The sequence below is a fragment of the Streptomyces sp. NPDC001219 genome, assembly GCF_053597915.1.
The window spans coordinates 92913-110857 of record NZ_JBSFJF010000025.1 but is presented as its reverse complement, the minus strand read 5'-3'; the positions used below and the strand labels follow the sequence as shown (position 1 = coordinate 110857).

General features: G+C 73.7%; 16 protein-coding genes. 5 read left to right on the top strand and 11 right to left on the bottom strand.

Features of this window, described 5'->3' with window-relative positions; genetic code table 11:
- Positions 1-130: 130 nt before the first annotated feature.
- Positions 131-760 carry an MBL fold metallo-hydrolase gene (locus tag ACWC9R_RS18700; protein WP_362612037.1) on the bottom strand — a complete coding sequence of 210 codons (630 nt, stop codon included), beginning with the start codon at positions 758-760 and terminating at the stop codon, positions 131-133.
- The gene (locus ACWC9R_RS18695; protein ID WP_450732808.1) at positions 760-1845 is read right to left on the bottom strand and encodes an S-(hydroxymethyl)mycothiol dehydrogenase; all 1086 of its coding nucleotides are present in this window, start codon (positions 1843-1845) and stop codon (positions 760-762) included. The genes ACWC9R_RS18700 and ACWC9R_RS18695 overlap by 1 nt, the downstream gene beginning before the upstream one ends.
- A 418-nt stretch (positions 1846-2263) precedes the next feature.
- Between ACWC9R_RS18695 and ACWC9R_RS18690 the strand changes: the two genes are divergently transcribed.
- The gene (locus ACWC9R_RS18690; RefSeq protein WP_450732806.1) at positions 2264-3079 is read left to right on the top strand and encodes an HAD family acid phosphatase; all 816 of its coding nucleotides are present in this window, start codon (positions 2264-2266) and stop codon (positions 3077-3079) included.
- 93 nt (positions 3080-3172) lie between these two features.
- Here ACWC9R_RS18690 and ACWC9R_RS18685 read toward each other — a convergent pair whose 3' ends face one another.
- Complete coding sequence (locus tag ACWC9R_RS18685; RefSeq protein WP_450732804.1) at positions 3173-4078, bottom strand: ribonuclease Z; 906 nt, start codon at positions 4076-4078, stop codon at positions 3173-3175.
- 6 nt (positions 4079-4084) lie between these two features.
- Positions 4085-4444, bottom strand: a complete 360-nt coding sequence (locus ACWC9R_RS18680; protein ID WP_362612043.1) for a histidine triad nucleotide-binding protein — start codon at positions 4442-4444, stop codon at positions 4085-4087.
- A 247-nt stretch (positions 4445-4691) separates the two neighbouring features.
- On the opposite strand from ACWC9R_RS18680, the gene ACWC9R_RS18675 reads away from it, so the two are divergent.
- Positions 4692-5120, top strand: coding sequence for an OsmC family protein (locus ACWC9R_RS18675; RefSeq protein WP_159746027.1), 429 nt, complete (start codon positions 4692-4694; stop codon positions 5118-5120).
- Between the two features lie 183 nt (positions 5121-5303).
- Complete coding sequence (locus ACWC9R_RS18670) at positions 5304-7796, top strand: hypothetical protein (protein WP_450732802.1); 2493 nt, start codon at positions 5304-5306, stop codon at positions 7794-7796.
- Positions 7797-8007: 211 nt separating this feature from the next.
- Here ACWC9R_RS18670 and ACWC9R_RS18665 read toward each other — a convergent pair whose 3' ends face one another.
- The 4 genes from ACWC9R_RS18665 to hrcA all read right to left on the bottom strand — a co-directional run bounded on the left by ACWC9R_RS18665 (position 8008) and on the right by hrcA (position 12086).
- The gene (locus ACWC9R_RS18665; RefSeq protein ID WP_450732800.1) at positions 8008-8751 is read right to left on the bottom strand and encodes a 16S rRNA (uracil(1498)-N(3))-methyltransferase; all 744 of its coding nucleotides are present in this window, start codon (positions 8749-8751) and stop codon (positions 8008-8010) included.
- On the bottom strand, positions 8748-9836 hold the full coding sequence (locus ACWC9R_RS18660; RefSeq protein WP_450732798.1) for a nitronate monooxygenase: 1089 nt from the start codon (positions 9834-9836) through the stop codon (positions 8748-8750). The genes ACWC9R_RS18665 and ACWC9R_RS18660 overlap by 4 nt, the downstream gene beginning before the upstream one ends.
- A 96-nt stretch (positions 9837-9932) precedes the next feature.
- Complete coding sequence (dnaJ, locus tag ACWC9R_RS18655; RefSeq protein ID WP_362606778.1) at positions 9933-11069, bottom strand: molecular chaperone DnaJ; 1137 nt, start codon at positions 11067-11069, stop codon at positions 9933-9935.
- On the bottom strand, positions 11070-12086 hold the full coding sequence (gene hrcA / locus ACWC9R_RS18650; protein ID WP_450732795.1) for a heat-inducible transcriptional repressor HrcA: 1017 nt from the start codon (positions 12084-12086) through the stop codon (positions 11070-11072).
- Positions 12087-12280: 194 nt separating this feature from the next.
- On the opposite strand from hrcA, the gene ACWC9R_RS18645 reads away from it, so the two are divergent.
- On the top strand, positions 12281-13015 hold the full coding sequence (locus tag ACWC9R_RS18645; RefSeq protein ID WP_450732794.1) for an MBL fold metallo-hydrolase: 735 nt from the start codon (positions 12281-12283) through the stop codon (positions 13013-13015).
- A 28-nt stretch (positions 13016-13043) separates the two neighbouring features.
- On the top strand, positions 13044-13877 hold the full coding sequence (locus tag ACWC9R_RS18640; protein WP_450732792.1) for a DUF3097 domain-containing protein: 834 nt from the start codon (positions 13044-13046) through the stop codon (positions 13875-13877).
- Here ACWC9R_RS18640 and ACWC9R_RS18635 read toward each other — a convergent pair.
- From ACWC9R_RS18635 to ACWC9R_RS18625, 3 genes are all read right to left on the bottom strand, one after another.
- On the bottom strand, positions 13855-14424 hold the full coding sequence (locus tag ACWC9R_RS18635; RefSeq protein WP_450732817.1) for a Uma2 family endonuclease: 570 nt from the start codon (positions 14422-14424) through the stop codon (positions 13855-13857). The two genes, ACWC9R_RS18640 and ACWC9R_RS18635, sit on opposite strands and share 23 nt — an antisense overlap.
- A gap of 107 nt (positions 14425-14531) precedes the next feature.
- A complete protein-coding gene (hemW, locus tag ACWC9R_RS18630; protein WP_450732790.1) occupies positions 14532-15764 on the bottom strand; it encodes a radical SAM family heme chaperone HemW in 1233 nt (410 codons plus the stop codon).
- 52 nt (positions 15765-15816) lie between these two features.
- Entirely contained in the window at positions 15817-17913 is a 2097-nt protein-coding gene (locus ACWC9R_RS18625; RefSeq protein ID WP_450732788.1) for a SpoIIE family protein phosphatase, read from the bottom strand.
- Positions 17914-17945 lie beyond the last annotated feature (32 nt).

The following is a 17945-nucleotide window of genomic DNA, read 5'->3' as shown; positions in this document are numbered from 1 at the left end:
CGCGGCGTCTGGTGCGTGCGCTCGCAAGGCGGAGGGTCGTCCTCGTAGTGGGTCTACGTGGACGATCCCGACAACGCAGCGAGCGTGCGTGCCAGACGCCGCGAGCCAGGCGGGACTTTGCGGACACGCCCTAGTGGCCCCGCTTGATCCACTCCTCCAGGTGCGGGGCCTCCGTACCGATCGTCGTCGGATCGCCGTGCCCGGTGCGGACCCGGGTCTCCGGCGGCAGGGTCAGCAGCCGGTCGCGGATCGAGGCGACGATCGTCGGGAAGTCGGAGAAGGACCGGCCGGTGGCGCCGGGACCGCCCTGGAAGAGGGTGTCGCCGGTGAAGACGGTGCCCAGGTCGGGCGCGTGGAGACAGACCGCGCCGGGGGCGTGGCCGGGGGTGTGCAGCACGGTCAGGTCGGTTCCGGCGATGGTCAGCACCTGCCCGTCCGCCAGCTCCGCGTCCGGCGGGGTGTCCGGGTGGGTCATCTTCCACAACGGCAGGTCGGCGGGGTGCAGATGGATGCGGGCGCCGGTGCGGGAGGCGAGCGCCGGGGCGGCGTCGATGTGGTCGTTGTGGCCGTGGGTGCAGATGATCGCGCGCAGCGTCCGGCCGCCGAGGGCCGCGACGATGGCGTCGGCGTCATGGGCGGCGTCGATGACGATCGCCTCGTCGTCGTCGCCGACGATCCACACGTTGTTGTCGACGTCCCAGGTGCCGCCGTCGAGGGAGAAGGTTCCTGAGGTGACCAGGTGGTCGACGCGGACCGCCATCAGAGCGTCACCACCGAACGCAGCACGTCGCCGGCGTGCATCCGCGCGAAGGCCTGTTCCACGTCCTCGATGCCGATGGTCTCGGTGACGAACGCGCCCAGGTCGATCCGGCCCTGGAGGTGCAGATCGACCAGCATCGGGAAGTCCCGGGAGGGCAGACAGTCCCCGTACCAGGACGACTTGAGGGCGCCGCCGCGGCCGAAGACGTCCAGGAGGGGGAGTTCCAGGGTCATGTCCGGGGTGGGGACGCCCACCAGGACGACGGTGCCGGCCAGGTCGCGGGCGTAGAACGCCTGCCGGTAGGTCTCCGGGCGGCCGACCGCGTCGATGACGACGTCCGCGCCGAAGCCGCCGGTCAGCTCGCGGACCGCCTCGACGGGTTCGGTGGAGCGGGAGTTGACCGTGTGGGTGGCGCCCATGGAGCGCGCGGTCTCCAGTTTGCGGTCGTCGATGTCCACCGCGATGATCTTGGACGCGCCGGCCAGCCGGGACCCCATCACGGCCGCGTCGCCGACGCCGCCGCAGCCGATGACCGCGACCGTGTCGCCGCGGCCCACGTTGCCGGTGTTGAGGGCGGCGCCGATGCCCGCCATCACCCCGCAGCCCAGCAGACCGGCCGCCGCGGGCGCGATCTCGGGGCTGACCTTGGTGCACTGTCCGGCGGCGACCAGCGTCTTGTCGGCGAAGGCGCCGATGCCCAGCGCCGGGCTCAGCTCGGTGCCGTCCTTGAGGGTCATCCTCTGCCGGGCGTTGTGGGTGTCGAAGCAGTACTGGGGGCGGCCGCGCAGACAGGCGCGGCACTGGCCGCACACCGCCCGCCAGTTGAGGACGACGAAGTCGCCGGGCGCCACATCGGTGACGCCGGAGCCGACCGACTCCACCACGCCGGCCGCCTCGTGTCCGAGCAGGAACGGGAAGTCGTCGTTGATGCCGCCCTGCTTGTAGTGCAGGTCGGTGTGGCACACCCCGCACGTCTGGATCTTCACCACGGCCTCGCCGGGACCCGGGTCCGGCACCAGGATGGTCTCCAGCCGGACCGGTTCGTTCTTCCCCGGCGCAATCACGCCGCGCACTTCCTGTGCCATCGGGACAGCCCCTTTCAAAGATCACTTACGGGACCACTGTGGCGCACCGCCACTGAGCCGTGCCTCACCGTACGCGTGCCGGGCCACCGGGCACAGGACCACGGCCGGGTCCGTGATCTCCGGCCCGGGGCCGCCGCCCGCTGGCCCGGTCGTGGTGTCCGCCGCCGTCGGGCCAACTCCGGGCAGCCGGCGTCCCCGCAGGTCTCGCCGAGCCCGGTGACGCCGTCCTCGGTGACCACCTCGATGGTCAGACGGGGGGGCGTACGGCTGGTGGACACCGTGCGTGTTCGGCAGCGGCGGATCGGCCGCCCGCACTGCGGCGACCTTTTACCAAGGGTTGAATCTGCGCGCGTAGATACGGAGATGAGGCTCTGTTAGACCTACTGGTTCCGCCCCCTGTCACCCGGAGGTCCCGCGCATGCCCCGCCCCGCCCGCTTCCGCCCCGTCCTCTCCCGGAGGGCCCGCCTCGGCGCCGCGACGGTCGCCACCCTCGTCGCCGGCACGGCCGTCTTCGGCATCGGCCAGGCCACCGCCGAGCACTCCGTACCGCGCACCGACAAGGAGATCCCCAACCTCACGCAGGTGCAGGACAAGATCAAGGCGTACTACGGCGACACGGTGACGGCGGACGGCGAGCACTACGCCTCCCCCCGCAGCAACTACGGCCGCCAGGTCCGCGGCATCGAGGCCAAGGCCCGCGGCTACCTGTCCAAGGCCCTTGCGGGGCACGGCCGGACGGGCGGCAAGGCCAAGCCGGCCATCGTCGTGGACATCGACGACACGACCCTGCTCACCTACAACTACGAGCTGCGGGTCGGCTTCCACTTCACCGAGGAGAGCCAGGACAAGTACCTGGCCACCACCGACATGGACCCGGTCTTCGGCATGGACCGGCTGGTCAACTGGGCCCACGGCAAGGGCGCCGAGGTCTTCTTCCTCACCGGGCGCAAGGAGGCGCAGCGCGCCTGGAGCGTCCGCAACCTGAAGAACGTCGGCTACGGGGTGCCGCTGGACCGCGGGCACGTCTACCTGAAGGACAAGGAGCACCCGCCGGCCTACCTGCCCTGCGGCGCGACCTGCACGACCATCGAGTACAAGTCGGGCACCCGCAAGCACATCGAGTCCCAGGGCTACAACATCGTCGCCAACTTCGGGGACCAGTACAGCGATCTGCGCGGCGGCGCCGGGGACCGGACGTTCAAGATGCCCAACCCGATGTACTACCTGCCGTAGGCGGAGCCGCCCCGTGGCCGGGCCGGTCGCGCCGGGCCGGTCCCGCCGGTCGCGCCGGTCCGGTCCGGCCGCGCGGGCCCGGCGCCGCGCCGGTCAGCGCCGTGGGGGCAGCGGCACCCGCGACAGGTCCTGGGCGATGGTCAGTTCGCCGGTGTAGCCCGCCGCGCGGGCCTGCCGTTCGAACTCCGCGGGGTCGGGGTAGCGCTGCGAGAAGTGCGTCAGCACCAGATGTCGCACCCCGGCCCGTGCGGCCACCTCCGCGGCCTGCCCGGCGGTCAGATGACCGTGGTCGACGGCCAGCTGGACGTCCTCGTCCAGGAACGTCGACTCGATCACCAGCATGTCCACCCCCTCCGCGAGCGCGTGCACGCCCTCGCACAGCCGGGTGTCCATGACGAACGCGAACCGCTGGCCCCGCCGCACCTCGCTGACCTCGTCGAGCGTCACGCCGTTCAGCTCGCCGTTCCGTTTGAGCCGCCCGACGTCCGGCCCGGCGATGCCGTGCTCCGCCAGCCGCTCCGGCAGCATCCGGGTGGCGTCCGGCTCCACGAGGCGGTAGCCGTACGACTCGACGGGGTGCCAGAGCCGCCGCGCCTCCAGGACGTAGGACTCCGCGCGGTCCAGCTCACCGTCGGCGTCGACCGGCCGCTCGACCAGCCGCACCGTCTCGCGGTAGGCGGTGGCGTGGCGCAGCCGGTCGAAGAAGTGCTGGCCGCTGGCCGGGTAGTGGGCGGTGACCGGATGCGGCACCCGGTCGAGGTTGATCCGCTGGATCACCCCCGCCAGGCCCAGCGAGTGGTCACCGTGGAAGTGGGTGACACAGATCCGGTTCAGGTCGTGGGCGGCGACCCCGGCGCGCAGCATCTGCCGCTGGGTGCCCTCGCCGGGGTCGAACAGCAGCCCCTGGCCGTCCCACCGCAGCAGATAGCCGTTGTGGTTGCGGTGCCGGGTGGGGACCTGACTCGCGGTGCCGAGGACGACCAGTTCGCGTACGGACACGGTCGGTTATCCGGGGGGCCACTGGAGGCCGCGGCCGCCGAGCACGTGCAGATGGGCGTGGAAGACGGTCTGACCCGCGCCGGAGCCGGTGTTGAAGACGACGCGGTAGCCGCGGTCCTCCACCTTCTCCTCGGCGGCGACCTCCTGGGACTCCCGCAGTATGTCGGCGATGATCTGCGGTTCCGCGGCGGCGAGGGACGCGGCGTCCGGGTAGTGCACCTTGGGGATGATCAGGACGTGCGTCGGCGCCTGGGGGTTGATGTCGCGGAACGCGACGGTCGTCTCGGTCTCCCGGACGATGGTCGCCGGCACCTCCCTCGCCACGATCTTGCAGAACAGGCAGTCGGCCTGCGGTGCTCCCGCCACGTCGGCTCCTCCCGGTCATCGGCCGTCCACACGGTGCGTACGGCCTTCGGATGCTACCGGGCGGCACCCACGGGGGGTTGCAGCGGCCGGGGAAGGAGCACCGCCCGCCGCCCCGCCGGGCCGGGTCCCGCTCCCTCCGTGCACCGCCAGACGGCGGACGGCGGGCGGCGGCCGGCACGGCGCGGTCCCCGGGATCACTAAGCTGGCGCGCGGAACCGCTTTCGCCCACAACCGGGAGATCTGCACCATGGCAACCACGCGCACCGCCAAGACCCACTGGGAAGGCAACCTCCTGGAGGGCAAGGGCACCGTCGCCCTGGAGTCCTCCAAGGTCGGTACCTACGACGTGAACTGGCCCGCCCGCGCGGAGCAGCCCAACGGCGTCACCAGCCCCGAGGAGCTGATCGCGGCGGCCCACTCCTCCTGCTACTCCATGGCCTTCTCGCACGGCCTGGCGGGCAAGGGCTACACCGTCGAGGCCCTGGACACCCAGGCCGATGTCACCTTCCAGCCCGGTGAGGGCATCACCGGCATCGCGCTGACCGTCAAGGCCCGCGTCCCCGGCCTGTCGGAGGAGGACTTCCAGGCGGCGGCCCAGGACGCCAAGGCCAACTGCCCGGTGAGCCAGGCGCTGGCGGGCGTCAAGAACATCACGCTGGCGGCCGAGCTGGTCTGACGCGCGGGGGCCGGCCGGACCGGCCCTCCGTGTGGGAACGACGGTGCGCCGGGCGGCCCCTGAGGGGGCGTCCGGCGCACCGTCGCGTTGTCAGTGGGCCGTGCCACGATCTGTGGGTCGCGGAACGGCCCGGTGCCGGTCCGTGCACGGCCGCTCTCCCGCCCCGCGAAGGGACCTCCGCACGTGACCCACAGCTCCGCCGCCCCGCTCCGCCTGGCACTGCGGCTCGCCGCGCCGGACACCGCCGACGCCCTCGCCGAGCGGCAGCGTCCGGAGCTGCTGGCCGCGCTGTCCCACCGGTTCGGGCTGCCGGAGGAGATCGTGGAGACGGTGACCGGACCGGGCGGCGCGGCGCTGCGGGCCGCGCTGGACGCCGATCCCGAGGCCTTCCTGATACGGGCGGCGGGGAGCGGCGACCCGGTGGTCGCCCGCGCGGTGTGGAAGGCGTGGTACCGCCCCTCCCCGCAATGGAACCGGCGCGCAAGGGACCTGCCCGATCTGCTGCCGGCGATGCTGGGTGCCGCCGACCCCGCGGACCCGCGCTGGGAAGCCGAGGACGGCCTCGTCCCGCTGCTCCAGAAGGAGGCCACCCCCGTTGAGCTGCTTCCCGCGCTGACCGGCCCGTTCCCCCAGCTGATCTCCTACACCCTGGTCCGGCTGTCCCGGTTCCTCCCGCTGCCGGCCGCCGTGGACGCCTGTCTGGCCCTGGTCCGCCTCGCGGGCGGCGCCGCGCTGGTGGCCTTCGCCAACGGGGTCGAGCAGGCCGCGGACTTCGACTTCGGGCGCCCGGAGCTGCTGGAGCTGATGCGCGAGGCCGCGGCCGCTGACGATCCGGAGGCGTTCCTGCGGGAGCGGCGTCCGGCCGGCGAGTGGACCGACCCCGCGGCGCTGCGGGCCCTGCTGATGGTCCGTGACGGCGCCGCCTCGGTCGCGAAGCCCGCCGCCCTGGACTGGGAACTCGTCCGGCGCGAGCACGCCCGCCTGCCCTTCCGGAGCGGCCGGACGAGCCGCCGGCAGAGCGGCAACCACCTGTCGCAGCTCACCCACTGGGAGGGCTGCCCCGACGACCTCGTCATGGAGTGTTTCCGCGCCGACCCCTGGGGCACCTCGCACGTCGCCGCCGAGCTGCCCTTCGAGGCGCTGGTGGGGCCCGAGGCGGCGGGCAAGGTGCCCTTCGACGAGACCCTGGGGCGCGGCATCCGTACGGGCCGGCTGCCGGTGGACCGTGTGCTGGCGGAGGTGGGCCCGGCGACGGAGGTGCTGAACGCGCTGCCGTACGACCACGAGCCGACCCGCAAGGCCCTCGCCGGACTCCTCGAACGGCTCGGCAGGGACCCGGTCAACTGGCTGACGCTGTACGCCCGGATGGGCCGGGCCCGGGGCAGCGTCGCCGAACTGGTCGAGGACGCCGCCTCACCCGGCTCCCGCAGGAAGCGCAGCACCAGCTGGCCCCGCCCCCTGGAGGCGGTCTTCCCGGCCACGGCCCCCGAGGCGTCCCGGGCCGCGTTCCTGAGCCTGTTGCAGTGCGCGTCGGAGGCGGCGCAGACCGCCGTCGTGCCGCACTTCGACCCGCGGGCCGTGCAGCACCTCCTGGTGTACGGCGATCCGGCGCCGGCCGTCCGGGACGCGGTGATCGCCGCCCACGGGGTACCGGCACTGGCCGCGCAGGCCGCCACCTCCGCCCTCTCCCCCGAGAAGCTCACCCACCTCCTCGACCTCGACGAACCGCAGGTGGACGCCCAGCTGTTCTTCCACTGCCGGATCGACCAGGCGGAGCGGGAGCGGATGCTCGCCGGGCGGCTGCGCGGCGGCGGCACCCGCACCGTCCCCGAGGAGCTGCTGCACGTCCTGCGGGAGGCCAACCTCGGCCACTACCGCCACTGGCTCATCGCCGGTCTGGACTCCGGTGACCTGGGCGTGGCCCGGGTCGTCGTCGGGCGGCTGCGGCTGCGGATACCCGCGGCCCGGCTGCGGCTGCTGGTGGCCGTGTGGGAGCGCGGCGGCCCGGACGCGGTGCGCGAGATCCTGGCGATGGACCGGCTCCCGGTCACCCTCCGCCGGCAGACCGAGAAGCTCCTCGGCCTCCCGGACGGCCTGGAGCGGCTGCGCGCCCGTCTGGCCGCCGAGGAGGACCCGGAGAAGCTGCTGGCGTTCCTCAACAAGGCACCGGGCCATGACAGCGGCCAGCCGGACAAACTCGCCGGCGAGGGCGTCCCGTTGCCCTGGCCCGAGCTGATCGCTGCGCACCGCTCCGGCAGGCTGGCCCCCGGTGCGGCCCAGGACCTCGCGGCGCTCGCGGACTGCCCACGCGAGCTGCTGCTGGCACTGCTGTCGAGCACCCCGGAGCCCGGCCGCTCCCACCTCTCGTGGCCCCAGCGCGCCCTACGGCGCGGCACGCTCACCCCGGAGGACGTCCTGACCCATGCCGCCCCCGCACACCAGGGCCTGGCCCACCTCCTCCGCCTGCTCAACCCCTCGGACCGGCAGGCGAACCAGCAGCCCGTCCGGCAGGCGGACCGGCAGGAGCTGCGGACACGGGCGGCCGCGCTGACCGCGGAACACCTGGGCGGCGACCCCGAGGCCTGGGCCGTCTGTCTCCAACTGCTGCCGACCTTCGCCGGCACCCTCACGGAGCTGTTCGCGACGGCGGCCGCGATCGTGCGGCCACCGGCCTGAGTGCCGAGGTCAGCAGCCCGTTTCTCCACGCCCCGCAAGCCGCAGCGGACCACCTACGTAAAGCCCCACCCGCGCAGGCCCGTCACCGCACCCCAACAGCCCCGCGCAGCGGCACCGCCCGCCGCAGGCGCAACGGCGGGTGCACCGCGCAAGCGGGCAACAAACGGCGAGCAACACCCACGGCGGGAAAGCCGAAAACGTGGGCCCGGACTCAGCTCCACCGCCCCGTGCGCCCCAGCAGCAGCGCGGTGGCCGCGGTGCCCGCCGTGGAGGTGCGCAGGACGGTCGTCCCCAGCCGGTAGGGCCGGGCGCCGGCCTCGGCGAAAGCGGCGAGCTCCTCCGGGGAGACGCCGCCTTCCGGGCCGACGACGAGCACGATCCGGCCCTCCGTGGGGAGTTCGGCGGTGGCCAGCGGGGTGCTGCCCTCCTCGTGGAGGACGGCCGCGAAGCCGGCGTCCGCGAGCAGCGCCGCCACCTGCTTCGTCGTCAGCGGGTCCGCGACCTCGGGGAAGGTCAGCCGGCGCGACTGCTTGCCCGCCTCGCGGGCGGTCGCGCGCCATTTGCCCAGCGACTTGGCGGCCCGCTCGCCCTTCCACTGGGTGACACAACGCGCCGCCGCCCAGGGCACGATGGCGTCCACCCCGGTCTCGGTCATCGTCTCGACGGCCAGCTCCCCGCGGTCGCCCTTGGGGAGCGCCTGGACGACGGTGATCGTGGGGCGCGGCGGCTCCTCGGTGCGCAGTGCGGTGACCGCGACGGTGAGCCGGTCCTTGCCCTCGACGGCGGCGACCGTGCCGTACGCGCCGCTGCCCTGACCGTCCGTCAGGACGACCTCCTCACCGGTCCGCAGCCGGCGCACCGAGACCGCGTGCCGGCCCTCGGGACCGTCCAGGGTCAGCGTGCCGCCGGCCCGTACGCCCGCGAGCGAGTCGACGAGGAAGACCGGCGCGGTCATGAGCCGCTTCCGGTGTTGGGGAGGTTCACCGCGGCGCGTGCGGCGTCCAGTTCGGCCGCCAGCACCTCCACCAGCTGCCCGGCGGGCAGCTCCCGCGCCAGCCGGTGCCCCTGCCCCGCCCACAGGTTCATGCCCTGGGCGTCGCCCGCCTTGGCGGCGGCCTTGCGGACGGTGGCGGTGAGGTAGTGGACGGCCGGGTAGGCGGCCGGGGCGTACGGGCCGTGCTCGCGCATGAAGCGGTTCACCAGCCCGCGGGCCGGGCGTCCGGAGAACGCCCGGGTCAACTCCGTATGTGTGAACAGGGGGTTGGTCAGCGCCTGCTTGTGCAGCGGGTTGGCGCCCGACTCGGGGGTGGCGAGGAAGGCGGTGCCCAGCTGCGCCATGCTCGCCCCGGCCGCCAGCACCGCCGCGATCTGCGCCCCGCGCATCAGCCCGCCCGCGGCGATCACCGGGATCTGCACGGCCTCCCGGATCTGGCCGAGCGCCGCCAGCAGCCCCAGCCCCGCGCCGGTCCCGTCCGCGTGCGGATCGTCCCGGTGGGTGCCCTGGTGGCCACCGGCCTCCACGCCCTGCACACAGACCGCGTCGGCGCCCGACCACTGCGCGGCCTGCGCCTCGGCGGCGGTGGTGACCGTGACGACGGTGGCCGTACCGACCTTGGCGAACGCGTCGAGGACGGCGCGCGAGGGGCAGCCGAAGGTGAAGGACACCACCGGCACCGGGTCCTCCCGCAGTATCGCGAGCTTGGCCTCGTAGCCGTCGTCGATGGGCCCGTCGGTGTCGCCGAGATCGGTCTCGTACCAGGTGACCTCGCCGGCCAGCTGTTCGCGGTAGACCTCGACGACGGAGGCGTCGGCCAGGGAGGGCTGCGGCATGAAGAGGTTGACGCCGAAGGGCCGGTCGGTCAGCGACCGCAGCTGCTTGATCTCCTGGTACATGCCGTCGGCGGTTTTGTAGCCGGCGGCGAGGAAGCCGAGACCGCCGGCGCCGCAGACGGCGGCGGCCAGCTCGGGTCCGGAGCCGCCTCCCGCCATCGGGGCCTGCACGATCGGGTAGCGGCAGAGATCGGTCAGCGCGGTGGGCATGAGCACATCGTGTCACGCCCGGCACGCCGCCCCGCACCGGGGCGGCGGCATCCGCGCGGGCCCGGGGAGGTACCGCCACCCCCGGGCCGACCTGGGCTATCGCCCGTTGAACGCGTCCTTCAGACGGGAGAACAACCCCTGCTGTCCCGGCTGGAACTGCCCCGTGGGCCGCTCCTCGCCGCGCAGCTTGGCCAGCCGCCGCAGCACCTCCTCCTGCTCGGCGTCGAGCTTGGAAGGCGTCTGCACCTCGACATGGACGATGAGGTCGCCCCGGCCGCCGCCGCGCAGATGGGTCACCCCGCGCTGGTGCAGCGGGATCGACTGGCCGGACTGGGTACCGGGCCGGACATCGATCTCCTCCACCCCGTCCAGCGTCTCCAGCGGACACTTCGTGCCGAGCGCTGCCGCCGTCATCGGGATGGTGACCGTGCAGTGCAGATCGTCGCCACGGCGCTGGAACACCGAGTGCGCGACCTCGTGGATCTCCACGTAGAGATCACCGGCGGGGCCGCCGCCGGGGCCGACCTCGCCCTCGCCCGCGAGCTGGATGCGGGTGCCGTTGTCGACACCGGCCGGGATCTTGACGGTCAGGGTGCGGCGGGAGCGGATGCGCCCGTCGCCCGCGCACTCGTGGCACGGCGTCGGGACGACCGTGCCGAAGCCCTGGCACTGCGGGCACGGCCGCGAGGTCATGACCTGGCCGAGGAACGACCGGGTGACCTGCGAGACCTCACCGCGGCCGCGGCACATGTCACAGGTCTGCGCCGAGGTGCCCGGCGCCGCGCCCTCGCCGCTGCACGTCGTACAGACGACGGCGGTGTCGACCTGGATGTCCTTGGTCGTACCGAAGGCCGCCTCGTTCAGCTCGATGTCGAGCCGGATCATGGCGTCCTGGCCGCGGCGGGTGCGCGAGCGCGGCCCGCGCTGCGACGCGGTGCCGAAGAACGCGTCCATGATGTCGGAGAAGTTGCCGAAGCCCGCGCCGAAGCCGCCCGCGCCCTGGCCGCCGCCGGCCTGCGAGAGCGGGTCCCCGCCGAGGTCGTAGACCTGCTTCTTCTGCGGGTCCGACAGCACCTCGTAAGCGGCGTTGATCTCCTTGAACCGCTCCTGGGTCTTCGGGTCCGGGTTCACGTCCGGGTGCAGCTCACGCGCGAGCCGGCGGAAGGCCTTCTTGATCTGGTCCTGCGAGGCGTCGCGTCCGATGCCGAGGACCGAGTAGTAATCCGTGGCCACTTACGACTCCGCGAGGATTTGTCCGACGTAACGTGCCACTGCGCGTACCGCTCCCATCGTTCCGGGGTAGTCCATGCGGGTCGGTCCGACCACGCCGAGTTTGGCGACTGCCTCGTCGCCCGAACCGTAGCCGACCGTGACGACCGATGTGGACGCCAGGCCTTCGTGGGCATTCTCATGCCCGATACGTACGGTCATGCCCGAGTCATTGGCTTCCCCGAGCAGCTTGAGCATCACCACATGCTCCTCGAGCGCCTCCAGCACCGGCCGGATGGTCAGCGGGAAATCATGCCCGAAGCGCGTGAGATTTGCGGTGCCGCCGATCATCAGCCGCTCTTCGGTCTCCTCCACCAGAGTCTCCAGCAACACCGACAGCACTGTCGAGACCGTGCCGCGGTCGTCCTGCTCGAAGGACTCCGGGAGATCCTGCACCAACCGCGGCACATCCGCGAACCGGCGCCCCACCACCCGGCTGTTGAGCCGGGCCCGCAGGTCCGCGAGGGAGGCCTCACCGAACGGTGCCTGGCAGTCGATCAGCCGCTGCTCGACCCGCCCGGTGTCCGTGATCAGCACCAGCATCAGCCGGGCCGGGGCCAGCGCCAGCAGCTCGACGTGCCGGACCGTGGACCGGGTCAGGGACGGGTACTGCACGACCGCGACCTGCCGGGTCAGCTGCGCCAGCAGCCGGACCGTGCGGCCCACGACGTCGTCGAGGTCGACGGCGCCGTCCAGGAAGTTCTGGATCGCCCGCCGCTCCGGGCTGGACAGCGGCTTCACGCCGGCCAGCTTGTCGACGAACAGGCGGTAGCCCTTGTCGGTGGGGATACGCCCGGCGCTGGTGTGCGGCTGGGCGATGAACCCCTCGTCCTCCAGGGCGGCCATGTCGTTGCGGACGGTGGCCGGGGAGACACCGAGCTGATGGCGTTCGGTCAGGGCCTTGGAGCCGACCGGCTCCTCCGTCCCGACATAGTCCTGGACGATGGCGCGCAGCACCTCGAGCCTGCGTTCACTGAGCATCCCGCGCACCTCCAGTCCGGCCGTCCGCCGTCTCGACTCTCCTGGCACTCACACGGGCCGAGTGCCAGACCTTGAGCCAGTGTACGGCCGAGTAGCACGGACCCGGCAAGGGTGGCCGCACACAGCACCCGCCCGGTGACCGTGTTCGGGCGATCTGTCGGGCAACGCTATCGCGATGGCGCTAGCGTCTCGGTATGCACACTGCTTGGGAAGAGGCCGGCTGGGAACAGCTCGGTGACGGTGTCGCCAGACGCCGGATGCCGGGCTGGGACGAGACGATCGGCGTGATCGCGGGGACCACCGGCGTCATGATCGTCGACACCGGCGCGACCCTGCGCGACGGCGCGGATCTGCGACGGGCGATCCGCGGTGTGCTGGGCCGCGACGTGACGCATGTCGCGCTCACCCACCCCCACTTCGATCATGTCCTGGGCACCGCCGCCTTCGCGGGCGTCGAGGTCTTCGGCGCGGCCGGGCTGGGCGACCTGCTGCGCCGCGGCAAGGACGAGCTGCGGCACGACGCGGTGCGGCAGGGCGTCGACCGGGACGCCGCCGCCGAGGCCGCCGATCTGCTGGTCGCCCCGCACCACCACGTCCACGACCAGCTGACCGTCGAGCTCGGCGACCGGCAGGTGCTGCTCGCCAACGTCGGGCCGGGCCACACCGCGCACGATCTGGCGGTCCTGGTGCCCGGCCGGGGCGGGTCCCCGGAGATCGTCTTCTGCGGCGACCTGGTCGAGGAGTCCGGCGAGCCCCAGGCGGGCCCGGACGCGCTGCCGCAGCGCTGGCCCGGCGCGCTGGACCGGCTGCTGGCCCTTGGCGGCGAGGACGCCCGGTACGTTCCCGGCCACGGCGCCGTGGTGGACGCCCGCTTCGTCCGCGCCCAACGGGACGCCCTCGCCGCCCGCTTCGGCGTCGCCCCCTCCTGATCCGCCCGCCACCCACAGACAGGTCCCCATGCAGAGCAAGCGCTACAGCCCCGACCTCACCCCGCCCTGGAAGAAGCAGCGCCCCGCGCCCGAGGTCCCCGCCGATCCCGATCTGGTCGTCGAGGAGGTCACCTCGGGCTTCTGTGGCGCGGTGATCCGCTGCGAGAAGACCGCGCAGGGCCCGACGGTCACCCTGGAGGACCGCTTCGGCAAGCACCGCGTCTTCCCCATGGAGCCGCGCGGCTTCCTCCTGGAGGGGCGGGTGGTGACGCTGGTGCGCCCCGAGGGCAGGCCGGCCGCCGCCGCTCCGGCGCGTACGGCGTCCGGGTCGCTGGCCGTGCCCGGCGCCCGCGCACGGGTCGCCCGCGCCGGGCGCATCTATGTGGAGGGCCGGCACGACGCCGAGCTGGTGGAGCGGGTGTGGGGCGACGACCTGCGCATCGAGGGCGTCGTCGTGGAGTACCTGGAGGGCGTCGACGACCTGCCCGCGATCGTCCGCGGCTTCTCCCCCGGCCCGGACGCCCGCCTCGGCGTCCTCGTCGACCACCTCGTGCCCGGCTCGAAGGAGTCCCGGATCGCGGCCGGGGTGACCGGCGACCACGCGCTGGTGGTGGGCCACCCGTACATCGACATCTGGGAAGCCGTGAAGCCGTCCTCGGTCGGCATCCCGGCCTGGCCGGCCGTCCCGCACGGCCAGGACTGGAAGACGGGCGTGTGCCGCGCGCTGGGCTGGCCGGAGAACACCGGCGCCGCCTGGCAGCGCATCCTGTCGTGCGTGCGCTCCTACAAGGACCTGGAGCCGGCGCTGCTGGGGAGGGTGGAGGAGCTGATCGACTTCGTCACGGCCGGCGGTGTCGCGTGACGGCCGGAAGGGTTCCGAACGGCGAGGTGTCCAGCTCGATGCCGAGGGCATCGACGCGGAGCGGAGCACCGAACGAGACGGTGCGCTGAACCTCGTAGCCGGCGCCCTCCCCCGCACCGTCCGGTTCCGTCAGCAGCAGGCAGCGGGCGTCATACGGGTCGGCGATCAGGTACGCGGGGATTCTCCCCGCGGCGTAGAGGGAGCGCTTCAGGCCGTAGTCGCGGTCGGCGCTGCGCAGGGAGACCACCTCGAGCAGCAGCGTCACGTCCGAGGCGGGTACGAGCCATCCGGAGCCCTGGCACCTGCCGCGCTCCAGCACCACGAGGTCGGACTGCGGCTTGCTGACCTCCCCGGGGATCGAGAGGTGCTGGGTGGCGAATCTCTGCCAGCGGTCGTGCGGAATCTGGCCCGTCACCTCGCTGACGATCCTGTTGTGGACGATATCCGTCCCGCCGGTCAGCAGGATCTCCCGGCGCAGGAGTTCCACCCGGAGGCCCTCCGGCGGCTCGAACTCCGCGAAGTACTCCTCGATGTGCTGATCGCGCACTGCGGCCAACCGCCCAACTGTCCCTGCCTGCCGATGTGTTGCCGACAGCCTAGGAACGGCGCCGCCCGGCGGTCCGGGTCTCCGGGGGAGATCCCCCGGTCGAGTGATCAGTCCACCAGATCCCGCACCACCGCGTCCGCCAGCAGCCGCCCGCGGAGGGTCAGGACGGCCCGCCCCGCCTCGTACGGGCCGGCCTCCAGCAGGCCGTCGGCCAGCGCACGGGCTGCCGCACGCGCCCCCGCCGGGGCCAGGATGTCCAGCGGGCAGCCGTCCGCCAGGCGCAGTTCCAGGAGGATGCGTTCGACGCGGCGGTCCTCGGCCGAGAGGAGTTCCCGGCCGGCGCCCGGGGAGCGGCCCTCGGCGAGGGCCTGGGCGTAGGCGCCGGGGTGCTTGACGTTCCACCAGCGGACGCCGCCGACGTGGCTGTGCGCGCCGGGGCCGGCGCCCCACCAGTCGGCGCCGGTCCAGTACAGCTCGTTGTGGCGGCAGCGGGCGGCCCCGGTGGTGGCCCAGTTGGAGACCTCGTACCAGGTGAAGCCGGCCGCGGCGAGGCGCTCCTCGGCGATGAGGTAGCGGTCGGCGTGCACGTCGTCGTCGGTCATCGGGACCTCGCCGCGGCGGATGCGGCGGGCCAGCTGGGTGCCCTCCTCGACGATCAGGGCGTAGGCGGAGACATGGTCGGGGCCGGCGCCGAGCGCGGCGTCCAGGGAGGCGCGCCAGTCGTCGTCGGTCTCGCCGGGGGTGCCGTAGATCAGGTCGAGGTTGACGTGGTCGAAGCCGGCCGCGCGGGCCTCGGCGACACAGGCCTCGGGGCGGCCGGGGGTGTGCGTACGGTCGAGGATCTTCAGGACGTGCTGCCGGGCGCTCTGCATGCCGAAGGAGACGCGGTTGAAGCCGCCCGCCAGCAGCTCGTCGAGGTAGCGGGGGCCGACGGACTCCGGGTTGGCCTCGGTGGTGATCTCCGCGCCCGGTGCGAGGCCGAACTCCTCGCGGATCGCGGCCAGCATCCTGCCGAGGTCGGCGGCGGGCAGCAGGGTCGGGGTGCCGCCGCCGACGAAGACCGTCTCGACCGGGCGCGGGTCGTCGCCGAGCACCTTGCGGGCCAGCCGGATCTCGTCCACGACGGTGTCGGCGTAGTTGTCGCGGGAGGCCAGGGCGCCGCCGGAGCCGCGCAGCTCGCTCGCGGTGTAGGTGTTGAAGTCGCAGTAGCCGCAGCGGGTCGCGCAGTACGGCACATGCAGATAGAAGCCGAGGGGTCGTCCGGCGGCATCGGCCGGCGTATGACCGGGCAGCGCCCCGTCCTCGGGCATCGGCTCACCATCTGGCAGTGCGGAAGGCATGGGAACCATTGTCCGTCATGGCGGGGCGGTGCCGGTCCGGTACCGCTGTGCCTCAGGACACCCCGGGCCCCGACGCCTGGAGGACGAGCAGGGCCAGGTCGTCGTCGGGCGGGGTGGGGCCGAAGGCGTGGACGGTGCTGCGGATGTGGTCGGCGAGGGCGGTGGCGCCCAGGCCGGCGCCCGCGGCGAGGGCGGTGGCCAGCCCGTCCTCGTCGTCGAAGAGCCGCCGCCCCGAGCGCCGCTCGGTCACCCCGTCGGTGACGCACAGCAGCGTCTCCCCCGGGCAGAGGTCAAACGATTCACTGACGTACGCCGCGTCCTCGACCACCCCCAGCAGCATCTGCGGCGCCGCGACGACCCGGACCGCGCCGTCCGTGCCGAGCACCAGCGGCAGCGGGTGGCCGGCGCTGGCGAGGGTGCAGCGGGCGCCGCTGCGGACGCCGGGGTAGGGGACGATCTCGCCGTAGAGCAGGGACAGGAAGCGGGCCTGTTCGCCCTCCTCGCGGATCTCGACCGGCGCCTCGGCCCCGGCTCCGGCCGCGGCCACCGCCGCCGCGACCGCCGCGACCGAGTCCGCGGCCTCCCGCGCCATGGTCTTGTTGAGCCGGTCGAGCACCGCCGCGACGCCGAAGCCGTCGCGGGCCAGCAGCCGCAGCACCGGCCGGGCCAGCCCGGTCACCGCCGCCGCCTCGGGGCCGCTGCCGCAGACGTCGCCGAGCGCGAAGCACCAGCGGCCGTCCCCGGCCTCGAAGAGGTCCCAGAAGTCGCCGCCCGCCCAGGCGCCCTCGCGCGGCTCGTAGACCACCGCGGACTCCACCCCGGGCACCCGCGCCCGTCCCTGGGGCAGCAGCCGGCGCTGGAGGACCTGGCTGATGCGCTCCTGGCGGCTGTAGGCGCGGGCGGTGGCGACGGCGCGGGCGACCCGGCGGCACAGGTCCTCGATCAGCGCGACCGTCTCGTCGGGGAAGTGCGGCAGTCCGCCCCGGCCGAGCAGCAGGGTGCCGAGCCGCCGGCCGCCGGCGACCAGGGGGCAGGCCAGTGCGGCGCCGCCGGGGCCGTGGCCGCCCGGTTCGTACGGCCAGGGCCAGGGGGCGACCCCCGGCGCGCTGCCGGACGGGGGTTCCGGCGGCTGCTTCTCCAGCGCGGTGCGCAGCGGGTCGATCCGGCTCTCGCTGGTGTGCCAGACGCCGGCGAGCCGCTGCTCGTCGGCGCCCTGGGCGAGGCCCCGGCCGGGTGCGCCGCCGTCGCCGTCATACAGCCAGACCGCACACCACTCGGCGAGCCGGGGCACGATCAACTGGGCGGCGAGCGCGGCGACCTGGTCGGCGTCGAGCTGGCCGGAGAGCAGGTCGGAGGCCTCGGCGAGGAAGGAGAGGGCGCCGTTGTCGGCCCGGCCGGTGCCGGCTTCCGGCCGGGCGGCCCGGCGCGGGGCCGGGGCGAGGAGCTCGGCGGCCCGCAGCGCACGCGGCAGCAGCTGGTTGTCGAGGGTGAAGTCCGGCTCGGGCCATCCGCCGTCCCGCACGGGCAGCCGGAACCACACGGTCTTCATGGCCCGGCGGTAGGTGACGCCCCAGGACTCGGCGACCGCGCTGATCAGCTGGAGCCCGTGCCCGCCGTTCTCGGACGCGGCGCTCTCCGCGCGGGCGCGGACGGGCTGGGTGGGGTGGTGGTCGGAGACCTCGATGACGACGCCGGGGCCGGACAGGTCGTCGGCACCGGCTTCCGGGCCGGCTCCGGCGTCCCGGTGCGGCGCCTCGTACGGCTCCGCGGCCCGGCCCCGGAACGGCTCCGGCTCCCCGTCCCGCCCGGCCGCCGGGTCCAGCCGGCAGCGCAGCTCGACGGTGGTGCCCGCGTGCACGACCGCGTTCGTCACCAGCTCGCTGACCAGCAGCTCGGCTTCGTCCGCGAGCCGGTCGGTGAGGCCCTCCGCGCCGGTCAGCCGGCGGCCGGACCAGTCGGCGAAGGTGGCCCGGACGAAGCGCCGGGCGGCGGCAGCGGCCTGCGGGTCACCGGGCAGGCTGGCCCGACGGGAGCGGGCGGCGGGACCGTCGGCGGCCTGGGCCGCGGGCTGGCCGGGGAACCCGTCCGTCCTCGTCGTGCGCGCCGCCGTGACGTCGTCGTCCCGTGGAGACGAAGTGGTCGTCCTCATTGAGTAACTCCCGAGCAGCTCCGCTACAGCGC

What these genes read in the sequence shown, in the direction of transcription:
- ACWC9R_RS18700 (WP_362612037.1), bottom strand. Translation starts at nt 760, where the DNA reads ATGGCGGTCCGCGTCGACCACCTGGTCACCTCAGGAACCTTCTCCCTC.
- ACWC9R_RS18695 (WP_450732808.1), bottom strand. Translation starts at nt 1,845, where the DNA reads ATGGCACAGGAAGTGCGCGGCGTGATTGCGCCGGGGAAGAACGAACCG.
- ACWC9R_RS18690 (WP_450732806.1), top strand. Translation starts at nt 2,264, where the DNA reads ATGCCCCGCCCCGCCCGCTTCCGCCCCGTCCTCTCCCGGAGGGCCCGC.
- ACWC9R_RS18675 (WP_159746027.1), top strand. Translation starts at nt 4,692, where the DNA reads ATGGCAACCACGCGCACCGCCAAGACCCACTGGGAAGGCAACCTCCTG.
- ACWC9R_RS18665 (WP_450732800.1), bottom strand. Translation starts at nt 8,751, where the DNA reads ATGACCGCGCCGGTCTTCCTCGTCGACTCGCTCGCGGGCGTACGGGCC.
- ACWC9R_RS18660 (WP_450732798.1), bottom strand. Translation starts at nt 9,836, where the DNA reads ATGCCCACCGCGCTGACCGATCTCTGCCGCTACCCGATCGTGCAGGCC.
- hrcA (WP_450732795.1), bottom strand. Translation starts at nt 12,086, where the DNA reads ATGCTCAGTGAACGCAGGCTCGAGGTGCTGCGCGCCATCGTCCAGGAC.
- ACWC9R_RS18645 (WP_450732794.1), top strand. Translation starts at nt 12,281, where the DNA reads ATGCACACTGCTTGGGAAGAGGCCGGCTGGGAACAGCTCGGTGACGGT.
- ACWC9R_RS18640 (WP_450732792.1), top strand. Translation starts at nt 13,044, where the DNA reads ATGCAGAGCAAGCGCTACAGCCCCGACCTCACCCCGCCCTGGAAGAAG.
- hemW (WP_450732790.1), bottom strand. Translation starts at nt 15,764, where the DNA reads ATGCCTTCCGCACTGCCAGATGGTGAGCCGATGCCCGAGGACGGGGCG.
- ACWC9R_RS18625 (WP_450732788.1), bottom strand. Translation starts at nt 17,913, where the DNA reads ATGAGGACGACCACTTCGTCTCCACGGGACGACGACGTCACGGCGGCG.